Source organism: Streptomyces sp. NPDC050625 (assembly GCF_040654755.1).
Classification (GTDB): Bacteria; Actinomycetota; Actinomycetes; order Streptomycetales; family Streptomycetaceae; genus Streptomyces.
In genome coordinates, this window is the sequence record NZ_JBFAIQ010000004.1 from 332,129 (window position 1) to 350,970 (window position 18,842).

Below are 18,842 nucleotides of genomic sequence, written 5' to 3' on the forward strand. Positions count from 1 at the left end.
GTTCCGCATGAGGTAACGCGTGTGGCTTGCTCGGCCCCGCGCCGGCTGACAGAGAACACCGTCGGGCACATGCCCGGAAAGAGGTGAGACGGTGGCCGACCGCACCGGTTCCCGCACCCGACAGACGAGCCCCGCCCACCAGGCGGGGCTGGACGGTGAACTGACGGAGGCGTTGGTGCGCTCCCGCCGGTACTTCACCCGGGCGGAGGTGTCGGGCGATCTGCGCACCCTGCGCAGAGCCGGCGGCCGTCAGGCCGACGACTTCTACCGGGACCGCTGGTCGCACGACAAGGTGGTGCGCTCCACCCACGGAGTGAACTGCACCGGATCCTGCTCGTGGAAGGTGTACGTCAAGGACGGCATCATCACCTGGGAGGCCCAGCAGACCGACTATCCCTCCGTCGGCCCGGACCGCCCCGAGTACGAGCCCCGCGGCTGCCCGCGCGGCGCGGCCTTCTCCTGGTACACCTACTCGCCGACCCGGGTGCGCTACCCGTATGTGCGCGGTGTGCTGCTCCAGATGTACCGCGAGGCGAAGGCCCGGCTCGGCGACCCGGTCGCGGCCTGGGCGGACATCGTCTCCGACCCCGAGCGCGCCCGGCGTTACAAGTCGGTGCGCGGCAAGGGCGGCCTGGTGCGGGCGAGTTGGGACGAGGCGCTGGAGATGATCGCCGCCGCCCATGTGCACACCATCAAGGAGTACGGTCCCGACCGGCTGGCCGGGTTCTCGCCCATCCCGGCGATGTCGATGGTCTCGCACGCCTCCGGCGCCCGCTTCTACTCGCTGCTCGGCGGGGTGATGCTGTCGTTCTACGACTGGTACGCCGATCTGCCGGTCGCCTCCCCGCAGGTCTTCGGCGACCAGACCGACGTACCGGAGTCGGGGGACTGGTGGGACGCCGGCTATCTGATCATGTGGGGCTCGAACCTGCCCGTGACCCGGACCCCGGACGCGCACTGGATGGCCGAGGCCCGCTACCGGGGCCAGAAGGTGGTCGCGGTCTCCCCGGACTACGCGGACAACGTGAAGTTCGCCGACGAGTGGCTGCCCGCCCACCCCGGCACCGACGGGGCGCTGGCCATGGCCATGGGGCACGTGGTCCTCAAGGAGTTCTTCGTCGACCGTCGGACCCCGTACTTCGACGACTACGTCAAGCGGTTCACCGATCTGCCGTTCCTGGTCACGCTCGACGAGCGCGAGCCGGGCACCTGTGCGCCGGGGAAGTTCCTGACCGCCGCGGACCTCGGCGACGAGCATGCCTCCTCCGAGAACGCCGAGTTCCGCACCGTCCTGCTGGACGCCGCCACCGGCCGTCCGACGGTGCCGAACGGGACGCTCGGCGACCGGTTCGCAGCCTCCGGCGCCGGAAAGTGGAACCTGGACCTCGGCGACGTCGATCCGCTGCTGTCGGCCGACGGCGGGGGCGAGGAGCCGGTGGAGGTGGAACTGCCCTGCTTCGACGCCCCCGACGGCGGCGCTCGGCGACTGCGGCGCGGGGTCCCGGTGCGGCGCGTGGGCGGGCGGCTTGTGACCACTGTGTACGACCTGCTGCTGGCCCAGTACGGGGTGGCCCGCGCCGGCCTGCCGGGCCGGTGGCCCTCCGGCTACGACGACACGACCGAGCCGTACACCCCCGCATGGCAGGCCGGGATCACCGGCGTGGACGCGGACCGGGCGGCCCGGATCGCGCGCGAGTTCGCCGCCAACGCCGAGGAGTCCCACGGCCGTTCGATGATCATCATGGGGGCGGGCACCAACCACTGGTTCCACTCCGACACCATCTACCGGGCGTTCCTCACCCTGACGACGCTGACGGGTTGCCAGGGCGTCAACGGCGGCGGCTGGGCGCACTACGTCGGGCAGGAGAAGGTCCGCCCCATCACCGGCTATTCGGCGATCGCGACGGCGGCCGACTGGAACCGTCCGGCGCGCCAGATGATCCAGACTGCGTACTGGTATCTGCACGCCGACCAGTTCCGCTACGACCCCTTCTCCGCCGACACCCTCGCAGCGGCCGGTTCCGGCGGCCCGTTCGCGGGCATGGCCACCGCCGATGTCATCGCCGCCTCGGCGCGCATGGGCTGGATGCCCTCCTATCCCACCTTCGACCGCAACCCGCTCGACCTGGCCGACGAGGCCGAGGGCGCCGGCCGGGGCGTCGGCGAGCACGTGGTGGAGGAACTGAAGGCCGGGCGGCTGCGGTTCGCGGGAGAGGACCCCGACGCACCGGAGAACTTCCCCCGCGTACTGACCATCTGGCGGGCCAACCTGCTCGGCTCCTCGGCCAAGGGCAACGAGTACTTCCTCAAGCACCTCCTCGGCGCCGACTCCTCGGTGAACGCGACGGAGGCACCGCCGCAGGACCGGCCCCGGGACGTGGTGTGGCGGGAGGAGGCACCGGTGGGCAAGCTCGACCTCCTGCTCACCCTGGACTTCCGGATGACCAGCACCACCGTGTTCTCCGACGTGGTGCTGCCGGCCGCCACCTGGTACGAGAAGCACGACCTGTCGAGCACCGACATGCACCCCTATGTGCACGCGTTCAACCCGGCGATCGCCCCACCCTGGCAGACCCGTACCGACTGGGACGCCTTCAACAGCATCGCCAAGGAGTTCAGCCGGCTCGCCGCGGACCACCTGGGCGTGCGCAAGGACGTAGTGGCCGCCCCCCTGCTGCACGACACACCGGACGAACTGGCCAACCCGCACGGCCGCGTGCAGGACTGGAAGGCCGGCGAGTGCGAGCCCGTGCCCGGCCGCACCATGCCCAAACTGCTCACCGTCGAGCGCGACTACGGCGCCGTCGCCGAGAAGATGACCGCACTCGGCCCCCTGCTCGACACCCTCGGCGCCACCACCAAGGGCATCACCTTCAAGGTCGACCGGGAACTGGAGTACCTGCGGCACAAGAACGGCACCGCGCGCGGGGGAGTGGCCGACGGCCGTCCGGTGATCGCCCGTGACGTGCACGCCTGCGAGGCAATCCTCGCCCTGTCCGGCACCACCAACGGACACCTCGCCACACAGGGCTTCCGCACCCTCGAATCGCGCACGGGCACCGCGCTCGCGGACCTGGCCGCCGAGCACGAGGGCAAGCAGATCACCTTCGCCGACACCCAGGCGGCCCCGGTGCCGGTCATCACCAGCCCCGAGTGGTCCGGCTCGGAGACGGGCGGGCGCCGCTACTCGCCGTTCACCGTCAACGTCGAACGCAGCAAACCCTGGCACACCCTCACCGGCCGCCAGCACTTCTACCTCGACCACGACTGGATGACCGCCCTCGGCGAACAACTACCGGTCTACCGGCCCCCGTTGAACATGCACGCCCTGTTCGGCGAGCCACGGATCGGGGACACCGGCGAACTCGGCGTGACCGTGCGCTATCTGACCCCGCACAACAAGTGGTCCATCCACTCCGAGTACCAGGACAACCTGTTCATGCTGTCGCTGTCCCGGGGTGGCCCGACGATCTGGATGTCCACCGCCGACGCGGCGAAGATCGGCGTCCACGACAACGACTGGATCGAGGCGGTCAACCGCAACGGCGTCGTCGCCGCCCGCGCCATCGTCTCCCACCGCATGCCCGAGGGCACCGTCTACATGCACCACGCCCAGGACCGGCTCATCGACGTGCCCCGCACCGAGACCACCGGACGGCGCGGCGGCATCCACAACTCCCTCACCCGCCTGCTGATCAAACCGAGCCATCTGATCGGCGGCTACGCCCAGCTCTCCTACGCCTTCAACTACCTCGGCCCGACCGGCAACCAGCGCGACGAGGTCACGGTCATCCGCCGCCGCAGCGACCAGGAGGTGACGTACTGATGACCAGCGGCGACAGCCCCATCGGGCGCGTCATGGCCCAGATGGCGATGGTCATGAACCTCGACAAGTGCATCGGCTGCCACACGTGCTCGGTCACCTGCAAACAGGCCTGGACCAACCGCACCGGCGTCGAATACGTGTGGTTCAACAACGTCGAGACCCGCCCCGGCCAGGGCTACCCCCGCCGTTACGAGGACCAGGACACCTGGCAGGGCGGCTGGACCCTCACCAAGAGCGGCCGCCTCACCCTCAAGGCCGGCGGCCGCTTCAAGAAGCTCGCCAGTATCTTCTCCAACCCCAAACTGCCCACGCTCGACGACTACTACGAGCCCTGGACCTACGACTACGCGACGCTGACCAACGCCCCGCTGCAGGAGCACACCCCCGTCGCCCGCCCCAAGTCGCTCATCACCGGTAAGGACATGAAGATCGCCTGGTCGGCCAACTGGGACGACAGCCTCGGCGGCTCGTCCGACCACGGCCGCAAGGACGTGCTGCTGAACGAGGTCGCGGAAAAGGTCAAGTTCGAGTTCGAGCAGACGTTCATGTTCTATCTGCCGCGCATCTGCGAGCACTGCCTCAACCCGTCGTGCGCGGCCTCCTGTCCCTCCGGGGCGATCTACAAGCGCACCGAGGACGGCATCGTCCTCGTCGACCAGGACCGCTGCCGCGGCTGGCGGATGTGCGTGACCGGATGCCCGTACAAGAAGGTCTACTTCAACCACCGCACCGGCAAGGCCGAGAAGTGCACCTTCTGCTTCCCCCGCGTCGAGGTCGGTCTGCCCACCGTCTGCTCCGAGACCTGCGTCGGCCGGCTGCGCTACATCGGGCTCGTCCTCTACGACGTCGACCGCGTCCTGGACGCCGCCTGCACCCCCGACGACACCGACCTGTACGAGGCGCAGCGCGGCGTCTTCCTCGACCCCGACGACCCCGAGGTCATCGCCGCCGCCGAGCGCGACGGCATCCCCCGCGACTGGGTCGAGGCCGCCCAGCGGTCACCCGTCCACGCGCTGATCAACACCTACAAGGTGGCGCTGCCGCTGCACCCGGAGTACCGCACCATGCCCATGGTCTGGTACATCCCGCCGCTCTCCCCGGTCGTCGACGCCGTCCGCGGGACCGGCCACGACGCCGAGAACCACCGCAACCTGTTCGCGGCCGTCGACGCCCTGCGCATCCCCGTCGACTACCTCGCCCAGCTCTTCACCGCGGGCGACCCCGCACCCGTCGACGCCGTGCTGCGACGCCTGGCCGCCATGCGCTCCTACATGCGCGACATCAACCTCGGCCGGGAGCCCGACGCCGCCATCCCCGAACAGGTCGGCATGAGCGAGCAGCAGATGTACGACATGTACCGGCTGCTGGCCCTGGCCAAGTACGACGAGCGGTACGTCATCCCGCCCGCCCACGCCGAACAGGCCCACAACCTGGAGGAACTCGCCACAGAGTGCAGCCTGGACTACGAGGGCGGGCCCGGCATGGGAGGCTCCGGCCCCTTCGGCGAGGCCTCCGGCGGCGCCGCTCCGATCGCGGTGGAGAACTACCGGGCCCTGCGCGACCGCCAGTCCGCCGACACTCCCGCCACCCCCACCGACAAGGCCACCCGCGTCAACCTCCTCAACTGGGACGGCAAGGGCACCCCGCCGGGCCTGTTCCCACCCTCCGGCGGCGGGACCGCGTCCGGCGGCGAGGAGACCGGCACGGGCGGGGAGGTCGAACCGAAGCCGTGAGAAGAAAGACCAGAGCCACACCGCGCACCGAGCCCTGGCAGCCGCACGCCTGGCAGATCCAGTCCCTGCTGCTGGCCTACCCCGACGACCAGTTCACCGACCGGCTCGAACTGGCCCGACAGGTCGCCGCCCATCTCCCGCGGCCCGTCGCCGAACCCCTCCTGGAGTTCGTGGCGCACGCCGACCGGACCGCCCCCGCCGACCTGGCCGCCGCCTACGTCGCCACCTTCGACCACCGCAAACGCTGTTGCCCCTACCTCACCTACTACGCCCACGGCGACACCCGGAAGCGCGGTCTCGCGCTGCTCCGCCTGAAGCAGACGTACGCCGCCGCCGGCTGGCGGCTGGCCGACGACGAGCTGCCGGACCACCTCGCCGTCGTCCTGGAATTCGCCGCCACCGACCCAGCCACCGGACTCGGCCTGCTCACCGACCACCGCGCGGGACTGGAGCTGCTGCGCCTGTCCCTGCAGGACGAGGGCTCCGCCTGGGCCGACGTCCTGCGGTCCGTCTCCGCCACCCTTCCCCAGCTCGCGGGCGACGACCGTGAGGCAGTCGCCCGCCTCGCCGCCGAAGGCCCACCCGAAGAACAGGTCGGCCTCGACCCGTACACGCCCGCGCAGTACCTGCCCGACCCCGCGGGAGGCCCGCGATGACCGCACCCTCACCCGACCTGACCATGGCGGCCGAGACCAGTACCGGCGCGATCCTGCTGTGGGTCGTCCTGCCGTACCTGGCCCTCGCCGTCTTCGTCCTGGGCCACGTCTGGCGCTACCGCTACGACAAGTTCGGCTGGACCACCCGCTCCTCCCAGCTGTACGAGAACCGGCTGCTGCGCATCGGCAGCCCGCTGTTCCACTTCGGCATCCTCCTGGTGCTCCTCGGCCACATCGGCGGGCTGCTCGTCCCCAAGAGCTGGACCGAGGCGGCCGGCATCAGCGAGCACACCTACCACGTCACGGCCGTCACGCTCGGCACCGCGGCGGGCGTGTGCACCCTGGGCGGACTCGCCATCCTCGTCTACCGGCGCCGTACCGTCGGCCCGGTCTTCTCCGCCACCACCCGCAACGACAAGGCCATGTACGTCTCGCTCACCGCGACCATCGTGCTCGGCCTGGCGGCCACCGTCGCCGCCAACATCGTCGGCGGCGGCTACGACTACCGCGAGACCATCTCCCCCTGGTTCCGCTCCATCTTCTACCTCCAGCCCGACCCGGCCCTGATGGCCGGAGCGCCGATCCTCTTCCAGCTCCATGCGATCAGCGCCCTGCTGCTCTTCGCCGCCTGGCCCTTCACCCGCCTGGTCCATATGCTCACCGCGCCCCTGGGCTACCTCACCCGCCCCTACATCGTCTACCGCAGCCGCGACGTCGGCCTCGGTGCCCGGGCGCCGCGTCGTGGCTGGGAACGCGTCGGATAGCGAGCCCTGTCGGACGGGTCCGACCGTCAGCCCTTGGGCCAGAGGACGAAGTCGGCGAACGCCCGGCGAGCGGGCTCGGGCCCGACCTCGTCCAGGGCCGCGCGCACGGCGTGGAGGTGGTCGGGGGTCATCTCCAGCGGGGGTTCGTCCGGCTGATATGTGGTCCGGACCGGATAGTCGACACCGGGCCGGCGCGTCATCTCGATGTGGCAGCCCAGCACATGCGTGACCGGGCGGCGGCCGGCGAATGCGATCAGGCGGTCGATCGTCCGTGAGAACGCCGACCAGTCCTCGATGTACAACCGGCCCCGGTAGACGGTGTCCCCGGTCAGCAGGAACCCGGTCCACGGGTCGTAGTAGGTGATCGCCGCGGCGTCATGGCCCGGTGTCGCGAGCGCCTCCAGGACTCGCCCTCCGAGATCGAGCGGCCGCGGCGCGTCCGGGTCGTCGGCGAAGCCGAGGAACGCCCATGCCGCATCCCGCTCGGCACCGACCACGACGGTGTCCGGGCGATCGAGGAACTGGGCGTCGCCCGCGACGTGATCGCCGTGCGAGTGCGTGTGGAGCACGAGCAGCCGATAGCCATCACGCGGATGACGAGCCAGCCACGTCCCGACAAGACCGTCGACGGTCCGGCGCACCGGGAAGAACTCCGGCGAGGCCGTGGCACCGGTGTCGATCAGGACCGCCCGTCGCTCTCCGAACAGCAGATACAGAAACGGCGCCTCGTAGTCGATCGCCTTGTTCTGCCGCAGCACCACCGTGTGCTCGTCGTACCAGTGCACCTGAAGATCGGGATCGGTGTTGTGCTTGGCCGACGGCGACCCGTGAATCCAGGCCACACTCAGCGGCTCCGCACTGAACTTCCGGCCACCCGGCTCGCCCGTACCGGACATGACGCCTCCCGAAGTGCGTCGTCTTGGCGGGCCGGGTACGGCGCACATCTCGTCCGGGGAGACACGCATGTGCGCCTCCGGCCGGACGTTATCACCGCACACCCACCGCCAGGCACCGTGGTTGCCGACAGCCGTCAGGTCTGGCGCGGGTTCGGCTTGAGCACGGCGAACACCGCCTGGGCCGGGTCCGCCAGCCAGGCGATGCGCCCGACGTCCGGCACGTCCGCGGCCGGCATGAGCACCGTCCCGCCGTTTGCCTGCACCGCGGTGACGACGGCATCCGCATCGGCAACGGCGAAGTACGGCACCCAGCGAGCCACCTCGTGTTCTCCCTGAAGCGGAGCCACGCCGCCGAAGGACCCCTCCTCCTGGTCGCCGTCCCTGATGCTCAGGACCCGGTACGTCATGCCGGGCGCCTGCATCTCCTGAGAGCGCCAGCCGAACAGCCCGTGGTAGAAGCGGATGGCCGCTTCCGGGTCCGCGACCTGCAGCTCGACCCACACCAGCGTGTTGTCCTCGGACGTCTTCTCCAGGCCCGCCCCGGCTTCGAACACGGCGAACTCCGCACCCTGCGGATCGGTGAACTGGGCCAGTTGCCCCTCGCCCACGCTCATCGGCTCGACACGCACACGACCGCCCCCGGTGACCACATCACGGGCGGTGGCCTGGATGTCGTCGCTGCGGAAGTACGTCGTCCAGGCCGACTGGGCGCCCTCCTCGGTCAGCGGCCCGAGGGCGGCGACGGTCTTCCCGTCCTGCTGGAAGAGCCCGTACCCGCCCGCTTCGGGCCCGAGCGACATGAACCGCCAGCCGAAGACGGCGCTGTAGAAGGCGGCGGCCGCCTCCAGGTCCGGGCTGCCGAGGTCGATCCAGACGGGCGACCCGGCGCGGTAGTCGGTGCCGAGCATGCGTTTCCTCCTGCGCGTCCGGTGCTGAGACCCCGTCACTATGCCGCCCTTCACGCATGGCTCCCGGCACAACGGTCCCCATGTCCCGGCCCTTTCACCCGGGCTGGGGAACCCGGTCGCCCGCACCACTCATGCGCAGTCGAGCCGCTCGGCCGACGCGGGCTGTCGGGCCTGTCGGGTGCCGGCGTGCCCGACAAGGCCGGCGAGCAGCAGGGCGACGAGGGCGATGAGGGAGGCGCCCCGCCAGCCGAGGCCTTCGAGCACGGGTGCCGCGAGTGCAGTGCCGATGGCGCCGACGACGAAGTACAGCACCAGGTAGACGCTGCTGAGGCTGCCGCTGCGGCCGGGGTCGAGGGCGATGACCCGGCTCTGATTGGCTGCTTGGGCGGCGAAGCAGCCGGCGTCGAAGACGGCGAGTCCGAGCGCGGTGAGCGGTGGGGTGCCGAGGCCCGTGGCGAGCAGGGCGGTTCCGCCTGCCGCGGCCACCATGGCGGCGGTGATCACGGCGCGGGGGGTGTAACGGTCGGTGAGCCGTCCGGTGACGGGGAGGGCGGCGAAGCCGAGGAGGCCCGCCAGACTGTACAGCCCGATGGCGGAAGGGCTGAGCGAGTAGGGCGGCTGGGCGAGGGCGAGCGCCAGTGCCACCCAGACCAGGTTGAAGGCGAAGTACCACAGGCCGCCCGCGATCACCGCGTGACGCAGGGGCCGGTGCCGGCGCAGGAGCGGTGGGAGCGAGCGGAGCGTGGCGAGGTAGCCGTGGCCGGTGTGGGGCTGCTGCCGGGGCAGGAGCGTGGCCGCGCCCAGGGCTCCCAGGAGGGCGAGAGCGGCGAAGACGAGCAGCATCCACCGCCAGCCGAGGACATCGGCGAGGGCTCCGCCGGCCGTCCGGCTGAGCAGGATGCCGGCCGACATGCCCGCGGCCACCGTGGCGACACCCGTGGCGCGTCGTGCGGGCGGAGCATGGCGGCCGACGATGCTGCTCGCCTGTGCCGCGACGCTGGCTGTGGCGCCGATGAGCAGGTAGGAGGCAAGAAGAACCCCCGCGCTGTGGGCGGACGCGGCCAGGGCGAGGGCGGCGGCCAGGCACAGGAGCTGTCCCGCGATCAGGCGGTTGGGGGCCACACGGTCGGTGAGCGGAAGCAGGAGGGCGAAGCCGACCACGCAGCCGGTGAGCGCGGCGGTCGGTACGAGCCCGATGACGGAGAGCGGCACGCCGAGTCGTGCGGCCACGTCGGTGAGGGCGGGCTGTATCGCGTAGTTGTTCGCTATGGCGGTGCCGGCTGTGCAGGCGAGGAAGAACGTGCCGCCGGGGCGCAGGGTCATGGCCGCTCGGCCCGGGCGAGGATGACGGCATAGCGGCACTCGGCTCCGCTGGTGTTCGCAAAGACGCGCGGGCAGGGCTCGCCGAGCGCGATCGTGTCGCCCTCGTCGAGTTCATGCACCACATCGCCCTCGTGGAAGGTCAGATGCCCGTCGAGCACCCAGATGACCTGCCGCAGGAACGCGAAGGCCGCGGCCGGGTACGGCACACGGGCACCGGCGGGCAGGCGGACCTCGGCGATCTCCGCGGGGAAGTGCGGCCCGGTGATCTGGCGGCGTCGGTACCCGGTGGCGGGATCGGACCACTCCGGGGCATCGCCCCGACGCCGCACGCTCCCCGTCTCGCCGTCGCCATCGAGGGGTGCGGTGTCGTCGGCCGCGCCCTCGGCAAGCGCGAGCAGAGAGGAGACGCTGAGCTGGAAGGCGGCGGACAACTTGCCCAGGACCACGGCGGTGGGGCTGCTTTCGCCGCGCTCGATCCGGTTGATCATGGCGCGGGAGACACCGGAGGCGTCGGCGAGCTGGGCCAGGGTCCATCGGCGCCGTTCCCGTTCGGTGCGGATGCGGGTGGCGATCTGGCCCACCAGTGGATCTACTATATTGGACACGAATCCAATATACGAGAAACCGGAGTGTGCCGTGCGGATCCGCCCCGCCCATCCAGACGACGTCGAGGCCGTGCGCGCCATCCGCAACCATGCGATCGAGCACTCGACGGCCCTGTGGACGCGGACACTGCAGACGCCCGCGGAAAGTACCGCCTGGCTTGCCGCTCACCTGGCCCGCGGCTCGGCGTTCGTGGCCGAGGTGGACGGCGAGGTCGCCGGGTTCGCGGTCTACGGCCCGTGGCGGGAACTGGACGGATACCGCCACACCGTGGAGAACTCCGTCTACGTTCGCGAGGGCTGCCACGGCCTGGGCATCGGCTCCGCCCTGATGACCGCCCTCATCGCCGCCGCGCGCCAGGCCGGCCACCATGTGATGATCGCGGGCATCGAGGCCGGCAACACCGCGTCGATCCGCCTGCACGAGGGCTTCGGCTTCCGCCACGTCGGAACGATGCCGGAGGTCGGCACCAAGTTCGGCCGCTGGCTGGACCTGACCCTCATGCAACTGCCGTTGACCTGAACCGCACCCCATTTGAACGCGTTCAAATCTGGCGGCTACGCTTGTGCCCACCGAAGTTGAGGGGGCTCGATGAAGGTAGTGCTACCCGGGGGAACCGGGCAGGTGGGCACGATCCTGAACCGTGCGCTGACGGCCGCCGGTCATGAGGTCGCGGTGCTGACCAGGCGCCCGGAGCGGGAGCGTGAAATCGGCTGGGACGGACGCACGCCGGGCCCCTGGGCCGAGGCGATCGACGGCAGCGACGTCGTGATCAACCTGGCCGGACGCAGCGTCTCCTGCCGCTACACCGCCGAGAACCTGCAGGCCATGATGGATTCGCGGGTGGAGTCGGCGCGGGTGGTGGGCGAGGCGATCGCCGCCGCCGCGCGGCCACCGCGAGTGTGGCTGCAGATGAGTACCGCGACGATCTACGCCCATCGCTTCGACGCGGCCCACGACGAGGCGACGGGAGTGATCGGCGGCTCGGAGGCCGGGGTGCCGGACTACTGGGCGTACAGCGTCGAGATCGCGAAGAACTGGGAGCGGGCGCAGACCGAGGCGCGGACACCGGCGACACGGAAGGTGGCGCTGCGCTCGGCGATGGTCATGAGCCCGGATCGGGGCGGGGTCTTCGACGTACTGCTGTGGCTGGTCCGGCTGGGGCTCGGCGGGCCGGTCGCCGGCGGTGCGCAGTACGTCTCCTGGATCCATGACGAGGACTTCGTACGCGCGGTGCAGTTCCTGATCGCCCAGGACGACCTCGAAGGGCCCGTGAACCTCTGCTCACCCGGCCCTCTTCCGCACCGCGAGTTCATGCGGGTACTACGCGCGGCCCAGGGCGCGCCGGTAGGCCTGCCGGCGACGCGATGGATGGCGGAACTGGGGGCATTCGCGCTGCGCACGGACACGGAACTGCTCCTCAAGAGCCGCCGGGTGGTACCGGGTCGGCTGAGTGCGGCCGGGTTCGGCTTTGCGCATCCCGGGTGGGAGGAAGCCGCCACGGACCTGATCCGACGGATTCGCCGCGATTAGCCGGCCGGCATGGGCACAGCTGTGTCTCCTCCTTCTCATCGGGCAACGGAGTCCGCGAGGCGGCGCGGGAAGCGCGAGGTACTGTCACCGACATGCCTCACGAGTGTCCTGCCTGCCGCTGCGTGATCTGCCATGACTATGGCGACCGTGATGAGGCGGATCGCCTCGACCTGCGGACGGTCGAGCAGGTTCAGGAGCACGGCTGGAGCGTGATGATGGTGCCGGCCGATGACGAGGGGCCCGGCTTCGCGTACACGATCGGGCTCTGGCACACCCACGCGGTGCCCGAACTGGCTGTGTTCGGGCTGGACATCCAGACGATGCATGCACTGCTCAACACCTTGGGGAGCAGGGCCGCACAAGGGGCTGTACTGGAGAGCGGCCAGGAATACCGCGAAGTCGTCGAGGCGCGTCCGGTTGTCCTGAAGGAAACGGATCTGCGCTGGTACCGGGAGTTCTTCGGGCGGGCGATCTCCTTCTACCGGCGGCCTCCCTTTCCGGTCCTGCAGGTGGTGTGGCCCGACGCGGAGGGCCGGTACCTCTGGCAGCCGGGAGCCGACGAGCACTACCGGCAGTCCCAGCCCCAGTCGTGGCTGAAGCCGACCGAGCATCCGCGAGGAGTCTGGGCGACGCTCGTGAGCGGTTGACGGGCCGTGCGGCCGCGGAACTCCTGAGCCATGCGCATGGTCTTGGTGTGTGCGGGGTCCTGGATGGCGGCGCTACTTGATGTGCTGCGCCGGACGGGTGGCGAGGTGGAGCAGGTGTTCGAAGGGGCCTCGGCGGAACAGACGGGTCCATACGGTTGCCAGGAGGGCGGCCGCGCCGATGAAAGCGAGAAGTGCGGGAAGCGCGGCCATCGTGTCGTCCTGGACCGCGGCCACGTACCAGACGTCGGTGAAGAACCAGAGGGCGACGATGTGCAGGACGTAGGCCGTCAGCGCCATCATGCCGACCGCCGAGACGGGTGTGGCCAGACGCGTGAGCCGTGGCATCCGGTCCGCGACGGTCAGGCATACGACCACGACCAGCAGGGCGACACCGGTGTTGCCCAGTATGGAGAAGGTCGTCTGGCTGTGCGGTGCGGCCACCAGCAGCCAGGAGAGCGGGGCGTGACCGTCGGGTTCGCCCACGGTGTCGGACCACCATGCCGACGCCGCCGAACCGCCCGTGGCATTCGCGACGGCCGTCAGGGCGTGCGGGACCAGACGCAGGGCCAGCCAGGAGCCGCCGTAGCCGAGCAGGCCGAGCACCGCACTGGTGAGCGCCAGTCGGGCCCGGACACCGGGCCGGGTGAGATCGAGTTTGGCCACTGCCATGCCGGCAAGCAGGAACGGGATCCAGGTGAGGACCGGATACGCCCCGGTGAACATCAGTTCGGTGATGCCGTCGGTGCCGGTCATCCGGGCCAAAGGGTCCCAGGCGGCGACGGTGTCCGCCCAGTTCCCCTCCTCGATCGAATTCCGGATCACATGCAGCGCCTGGGGCAGGATCATCGCCCCCGCGGCAGCGAGGAGCGCCAGTGTCCCGGCCCGCAACCGGTACAGCGGCAGGACGGTCACAAAGAGCAGCCCGTAGAAGCTGAGGATCACGTCGACGTCGGTTCCCAGGGCGGTCAGGGCGTATCCGAGCACCAGCAGGACGACAGCCCGGATCACGACTCGGCCCACCGCCTGCCGGCCGGGGCGCCCGGTCCGGGGGCGGGGCCGTCCGGTGATGATGACCAGCGAGAACCCCGCGAGCAGGGCGAAGAGCGCGGACGAGCGGCCCCGCGCCGTCTCCAGCAGGAACCCCAGAGGTCCGCCGACCGACACGTCCGGGCCGACATGAGCGGAGTACATGCCGAAGACCGCGAGGCCGCGGGCCAGGTCTATGCCGATCAGTCGTCCGGGCGACAGCCGCCCGCGCGACGGCGCATCCGCCGGGGCGGAGGGGCTCTGCGTCTTCAGCGGACGTGACACCGCCGCCGGTACGTCCGGCGATGCGTTCTGGGTCATGCCTTCAGAGTGTGCCGAATCCCGGACCCCGCTCACAGGGCACATATCCGAAAACACCCTCCCGACCGGCCCGAACCACCCCGCCGACCGGCCGAAGACACCCAGGTCGACCGGCCGGAGCGGCGCCGCCAATCGGCGGGAATCGCCTTCGGCCCGCCGAGGAACGGCCCCCACCGTGGTACGGATCGAACGGGAGTATGCGACGAGCGGAGCGCACGTGATCCGGGTCCTGGTGGTCGACGACGAAGCCCTGGTCCGCGGCGGCTTCACCCACATCCTCAACGCGGCGGACGACATCGAGGTCGTGGCGGCCGTCCAAGGCGGCGAGGCCGTCCGAACGGTGCGCGAGTCACACCCCGACGTCGTTCTGCTGGACATCCGCATGCCGGACGTCGACGGGCTCTCCGTCCTGGCCGACCTGCGCCGTATGCCGGACCCCCCGGTGGTGGCCATGCTCACCACGTTCGACGCCGACGAATACGTGGCGACCGCCCTGCGCTCGGGCGCGGCCGGCTTTCTGCTCAAGGACACCGACCCGGAGCAGCTGCCCTACCTAGTGCGCGCCCTCGCCGAGGGCGGGACCGTGCTGTCGTCCAAGGTCACCCGCACGGTGGTGGACGCCTACCTCGACAAGGACGTGCGCGAGCCCGCCGTCCACCTCACGGCCCGGCTGACCGAGCGCGAGCGCGCAGTCCTCGTTCTCATGGCCCAGGGCCTGGCCAACACCGACATCGGCGAACGGCTGCATCTGAGTACCGGCACGGTCAAGGGCCATGTCAGCGCCGTACTCAGCAAACTGCGCGTCGGCAGCCGCGTCCAGGCGGTGCTGGTCGCCGAGCGAGCGGGTCTGCTGGCACCGTCGCAGGACGAGGACGCCGGGTGAGCCGCCGAGGGGTGCCGGCTCCACTGGTGGACGGCGTCCTCGTGCTGGTCGCGCTGGCGGACGCCTGGGTCCGCGTCGGCGTCCAGGCGCCGTTGGCCATGGCCTGCGCGTTGCTCGCCGCCGGCGCCCTGTTCCTGCGTCGCCGCGCGCCCCTGGCAACCTTCGTCCTCACCCTGCCCACGGCCATGCTCTCCGACGCGGTGTTCGCCACGATCGTCGCGCTGTACACGCTCTCCTCGCTCAGCCGCCACCGTGTCCTGCTGGTCGGCTGCTCCGTGACCTACGCGGTCATCGACTTCCTGCCCTGGCCCTGGTCGTCCCTGGAGGCCGCCCAACTCGACCAGATCGACACCCTCCTGCACCTCAGTTACACACTGGCCACCGCGGTGGCGCCCGTCTTCCTCGGCCAGCTCGTGCAGGCGCGACGCGACCTGTCGCTGCGGCTCGCGGAGATCACCGAGGCACGCGAGCAGGAACGGCAGCTGGCCGCGCAGAGCATCCTGGCCCAGGAACGCGCCCAACTGGCCCGCGAGATGCACGACGTGGTCTCCCACCAGGTCAGCCTGATCGCCGTACAGGCCGGAGCGCTTCAGGTGGGCAGCCAGGACGCGGAGACCAGAAAGGCCGCGGCCACGATCCGGCAGCTCAGTGTGCACACCCTCGACGAACTGCGGCACATGGTCAGCGTGCTGCGCGCTTCCGGCAGCCGCCCCACGGAACTCACCCCCCAGCCGTCCCTCGCCGACCTGCAGAGCCTCGTCGACAGCAGCGGCATCGAAACAGAGCTGAAGACCGACCTGCCGACCTCCCTTCCGCCCACCGTCCAGCGCGCCGTCTACCGCACCGTGCAGGAAGCCCTCACCAACGTCCGCAAACACGCGCCCGGCGCCTCGGCAACCGTCGAGATCCGCCAAGAGGACGGCACCATCCACACCCTCATCACCAACGATGCCCCCACCCGCCCCGTACTCGCCCTGCCCAGCGCCCACCACGGCCTCGCCGGCCTGCGCCAACGCGCCGAACTCCTCGGTGGCTCCGTCACCTCCGGTCCCACGGCCGACGGTGGGTACGAACTCCACCTGGAACTGCCCGTCGAACAGGACCGATGACCGAGGGAACCCGCGCCCTCAGCGGTGGCAGGTGGTCACGCCCGGCCGCCGGGGGCAGGTGATCCCGGCGGAGCCGCCGTTGGCGACGCTGGTCAGAGTGCCGATCTGCCTATCGATGATCAGCGGTGCGGACGGCGGAAGGGCGCCGCTGGCCGGATCGCGCCGGACGAGGCCGCAGGCGACCGCCCTGGTAGGCACCCCGCACCACGGCCACACCTCCGGGGCCGGCTTTTGCCCGCCGGCTTGCGCACGAGCTGGACGATCTCCTCGTCGGTGCCCGTGGTGCGCGCCGTGTTGCTGGTGCGCCTCGCCTTACTCGTCCGCGGTCACTCGGCTCTCTTGCCGGGGCCTTGCGTACGAACTTCACACCCGCCGTACCTCGCCACGGATCCGTGGGCGCGAGCGGGGCGCTGCGCGGCCGAGGACGTGCCTGTGCGATGCGAGTACGACGCCGAGGTCCGCCGCCGCGGCACTGGACCGGGCCGGCTGCGCCCCCTGACGCTGGACGGCTGCGACGCCCTCGCTCTGCTCACGTTGGACGCCGTACAGACCGGCAATCCGGCCGAGCGTCGACTCGACCTGCTGGTCGATCCACACAGCGCAACGGGGGCGCGCGTGGTCACGGCAGCTCCAAGCGGTGACGTGGAGCCGACCAGTCCGTTGCCGTGCCACGAGTTCCTCGGCAGCGGCCCTGATCCTGGCGACGTAGTCGGCCGAGTCCCGGTAGCGTTTTCGGACGCTGGGACGCGGCTCCCCGGTGATCAGCCGCTCGTCCTCCGTGGCGGCGGCGAAGGGAGCGTGGAGCTGCTGAACTCGTACAGCGCACCGTGACCTTGGCCGGGCGCTCGCGCGTTCCATCCGGTGTAGGTGCCGAGCGGCACGGCCGGTCAGGCGGTCGCGATCTCGGTGTCGAGGGTCGCCGGCCGGCGTGCGAACCACGGTGTCCGCAATGCAAGACCTGTCCGGGAAGGCATTGACCAACGTGGTGGGCGTCTGCTGAACTCCCGTTCATGAACCCGCGCGTGGACCTGACTCGGCGGCGCCACATCGATCTGGCGCACGTCTCCAGCGCGTTTTGTTGTCGCTGACCCGGCTAGTGGTCCCCGGCAGCAGCCGGTCCGCGCAGTCGGTGCGCGCGGGCTGAGGCGGTGTAACGCCACCCGCACTGCGATGCCTTCCCACGGGATCGTCGTATCCACCTCCTGAGGGCTCTCCGTCTCCTCTCCTTCTCGTATGGGCCGGGAGCCTGTTCGCGCACGCCGACGCGGTCGCTGAGAACGCGGCTGTAGCGGCTGCCCTGCGACCACTCATTTGTCCTACGGCCGGCCCGGCCTCCCGCGTGCGGTCGATCAGTCCTGCGCAGTACCAGCCCCTTCACCCAACTCGCCCACCCCCAGCACCTCTTGGTGTGCCCATCTGTCCGGGAGGGATCCCTCATAGGGCGGGCGGGAAGATCTGCCAGCACCGGGCTCTACGGCCCACGAGGCCCAACCAGGGGTTCAGCGCGAGATTTCGCAAAGCTGATTTTCCCCACGCGCCCTAGGTCGTTTCTGATGGCTCTTGCTGGGGTGGGTGGATCAGGACTTCGGGTGGGCAGGTGCGCCTCATGGTGCGGCGACATGAGCTCACGGACGCGCAGTGGCAGAGGATCGAGTCGTTGCTGCCCGCCAACGGCAAGCCCGGTGGGCGGTGGGCCGATCACCGCAGAGTGATCAACGGGGTGCTGTTCCGGGCCCGGACGGGGGTGCCCTGGCCGGACCTGCCTGAGCGGTACGGTCCCTGGCAGACCGTCTACGAGCGGCATCGCCGCTGGTCGGCGGATGGCACCTGGCGGCAGATCCTGGCCGAGTTACAGATCGAGGCCGACGCCGCCGATCCCGACGGGGCCCTGGCGAAGGCGGTAGAAGCGGAGACCGCGCGGCGTCGACGGGAGTGGGCGGTGAACATCGACTCCACCTCCTGCCGGGCGCATCAGCACGCGGCCGGTGCCCGCCGCCGGCCGCCGTGCGACTTCCCGTAAAAGGGGGCGGTGCACGTGTGGAAGCCGATGGGCGGGAGGCGCTGGGGCGCTCACGGGGCGGACTGACCAGCAAAATCCACCTGCTGTCCGACGACCGGGCGCGCCCGCTCACCTGGCAGACCTCGCCGGGGCAACGGGGCAACGGGGCAACGGGGCAACGGGGCAACGGGGCGACAGCCCCATGTTCATTCCCGTGCTGGACGGCTTACGGATCCGGCGGCGCGGACCGGGGCGGCCCCGCAGGCGGCCTGATCGCGTCCGCGGCGACAAGGCCTATTCCAGCCGCGACAACCGCGCTTATCTGCGGCGGCGGGGGATCAAGGCGACCATTGCCCAGCCCGATGACCAGCGGGTCAGCCGCCGGCGCAAGGGCCGTGCCGGAGGACGTCCGCCAGCCTTCGACAAGGCCCAGTACCGCCGCCGCAGTGCCGTCGAACGGTGCGTCAGCAAGTGGAAGCAGTACCGGGCAGTGGCCAGCCGGTACGACAAGCGCGACTACATCTTCAACGGCACCCTGGCCGTTGCAGCGATCGTCATCTGGCTCCGAGACACCGTCCAAGAGCCATCAGAAACGACCTAGTGCCGCATCAGGCA

At 70.5% G+C, this 18,842-nt stretch carries 15 protein-coding genes, 1 pseudogene and 1 riboswitch; of the genes and pseudogenes, 10 read left to right on the forward strand and 6 right to left on the reverse strand.

Translation table 11 applies throughout. The features are described from left to right. Positions 1 to 148 precede the first annotated feature (148 nt). Genes AB0I54_RS11920 through narI form a run of 4 tightly spaced genes read left to right on the forward strand, consistent with a single transcriptional unit; the run spans position 149 to position 6,979 of the window. The gene (locus AB0I54_RS11920) at positions 149 to 3,826 is read left to right on the forward strand and encodes a nitrate reductase subunit alpha (RefSeq protein ID WP_363296073.1); all 3,678 of its coding nucleotides are present in this window, start codon (positions 149 to 151) and stop codon (positions 3,824 to 3,826) included. Further along, entirely contained in the window at positions 3,826 to 5,559 is a 1,734-nt protein-coding gene (gene narH / locus AB0I54_RS11925; RefSeq protein ID WP_363295808.1) for a nitrate reductase subunit beta, read from the forward strand. Before AB0I54_RS11920 ends, narH begins: the two co-directional genes overlap by 1 nt. Continuing rightward, on the forward strand, positions 5,556 to 6,215 hold the full coding sequence (narJ, locus tag AB0I54_RS11930) for a nitrate reductase molybdenum cofactor assembly chaperone (protein WP_363295809.1): 660 nt from the start codon (positions 5,556 to 5,558) through the stop codon (positions 6,213 to 6,215). The genes narH and narJ overlap by 4 nt, the downstream gene beginning before the upstream one ends. Continuing rightward, the gene (gene narI / locus AB0I54_RS11935) at positions 6,212 to 6,979 is read left to right on the forward strand and encodes a respiratory nitrate reductase subunit gamma (RefSeq protein WP_363295811.1); all 768 of its coding nucleotides are present in this window, start codon (positions 6,212 to 6,214) and stop codon (positions 6,977 to 6,979) included. The genes narJ and narI overlap by 4 nt, the downstream gene beginning before the upstream one ends. Positions 6,980 to 7,005: 26 nt before the next feature. Here the strand turns inward: narI and AB0I54_RS11940 are convergent, their stop codons facing one another. The 4 genes from AB0I54_RS11940 to AB0I54_RS11955 all read right to left on the reverse strand — a co-directional run bounded on the left by AB0I54_RS11940 (position 7,006) and on the right by AB0I54_RS11955 (position 10,711). Beyond that, positions 7,006 to 7,875 carry an MBL fold metallo-hydrolase gene (locus AB0I54_RS11940; RefSeq protein ID WP_363295812.1) on the reverse strand — a complete coding sequence of 290 codons (870 nt, stop codon included), beginning with the start codon at positions 7,873 to 7,875 and terminating at the stop codon, positions 7,006 to 7,008. Positions 7,876 to 7,887: 12 nt separating this feature from the next. Further along, positions 7,888 to 7,956, reverse strand: a riboswitch (guanidine-III (ykkC-III) riboswitch). A gap of 53 nt (positions 7,957 to 8,009) precedes the next feature. Next, the gene (locus tag AB0I54_RS11945) at positions 8,010 to 8,783 is read right to left on the reverse strand and encodes a VOC family protein (RefSeq protein WP_363295813.1); all 774 of its coding nucleotides are present in this window, start codon (positions 8,781 to 8,783) and stop codon (positions 8,010 to 8,012) included. Positions 8,784 to 8,912: 129 nt separating this feature from the next. Further along, positions 8,913 to 10,106 (reverse strand): MFS transporter, encoded by a 1,194-nt coding sequence (locus AB0I54_RS11950; RefSeq protein ID WP_363295814.1) that lies wholly within the window; start codon positions 10,104 to 10,106, stop codon positions 8,913 to 8,915. Continuing rightward, positions 10,103 to 10,711: an XRE family transcriptional regulator gene (locus AB0I54_RS11955; protein ID WP_363295815.1), complete on the reverse strand. Its 609-nt coding sequence runs from the start codon at positions 10,709 to 10,711 to the stop codon at positions 10,103 to 10,105. The genes AB0I54_RS11950 and AB0I54_RS11955 overlap by 4 nt, the downstream gene beginning before the upstream one ends. A 31-nt stretch (positions 10,712 to 10,742) precedes the next feature. Between AB0I54_RS11955 and AB0I54_RS11960 the strand changes: the two genes are divergently transcribed. The 3 genes from AB0I54_RS11960 (at position 10,743) to AB0I54_RS11970 (ending at position 12,889) form a co-directional block, all read left to right on the forward strand. Then, positions 10,743 to 11,231: an N-acetyltransferase family protein gene (locus AB0I54_RS11960; RefSeq protein ID WP_363295817.1), complete on the forward strand. Its 489-nt coding sequence runs from the start codon at positions 10,743 to 10,745 to the stop codon at positions 11,229 to 11,231. Between the two features lie 69 nt (positions 11,232 to 11,300). After that, positions 11,301 to 12,242 (forward strand): TIGR01777 family oxidoreductase, encoded by a 942-nt coding sequence (locus tag AB0I54_RS11965; protein ID WP_363295818.1) that lies wholly within the window; start codon positions 11,301 to 11,303, stop codon positions 12,240 to 12,242. Between the two features lie 92 nt (positions 12,243 to 12,334). Continuing rightward, complete coding sequence (locus tag AB0I54_RS11970) at positions 12,335 to 12,889, forward strand: DUF4262 domain-containing protein (protein WP_363295819.1); 555 nt, start codon at positions 12,335 to 12,337, stop codon at positions 12,887 to 12,889. Positions 12,890 to 12,961: 72 nt separating this feature from the next. Here AB0I54_RS11970 and AB0I54_RS11975 read toward each other — a convergent pair whose 3' ends face one another. Beyond that, a complete protein-coding gene (locus AB0I54_RS11975; RefSeq protein WP_363295821.1) occupies positions 12,962 to 14,236 on the reverse strand; it encodes a DUF418 domain-containing protein in 1,275 nt (424 codons plus the stop codon). Between the two features lie 217 nt (positions 14,237 to 14,453). Between AB0I54_RS11975 and AB0I54_RS11980 the strand changes: the two genes are divergently transcribed. Next, a complete protein-coding gene (locus AB0I54_RS11980; protein ID WP_363296074.1) occupies positions 14,454 to 15,119 on the forward strand; it encodes a response regulator transcription factor in 666 nt (221 codons plus the stop codon). After that, positions 15,116 to 16,228: a histidine kinase gene (locus AB0I54_RS11985; RefSeq protein ID WP_363295822.1), complete on the forward strand. Its 1,113-nt coding sequence runs from the start codon at positions 15,116 to 15,118 to the stop codon at positions 16,226 to 16,228. Before AB0I54_RS11980 ends, AB0I54_RS11985 begins: the two co-directional genes overlap by 4 nt. Before the next feature lie 18 nt (positions 16,229 to 16,246). Here AB0I54_RS11985 and AB0I54_RS11990 read toward each other — a convergent pair whose 3' ends face one another. Further along, positions 16,247 to 16,426, reverse strand: coding sequence for a hypothetical protein (locus AB0I54_RS11990; protein WP_363295823.1), 180 nt, complete (start codon positions 16,424 to 16,426; stop codon positions 16,247 to 16,249). A 1,411-nt stretch (positions 16,427 to 17,837) separates the two neighbouring features. On the opposite strand from AB0I54_RS11990, the pseudogene AB0I54_RS11995 reads away from it, so the two are divergent. Continuing rightward, positions 17,838 to 18,828, forward strand: a pseudogene (locus AB0I54_RS11995) (IS5 family transposase). Positions 18,829 to 18,842 lie beyond the last annotated feature (14 nt).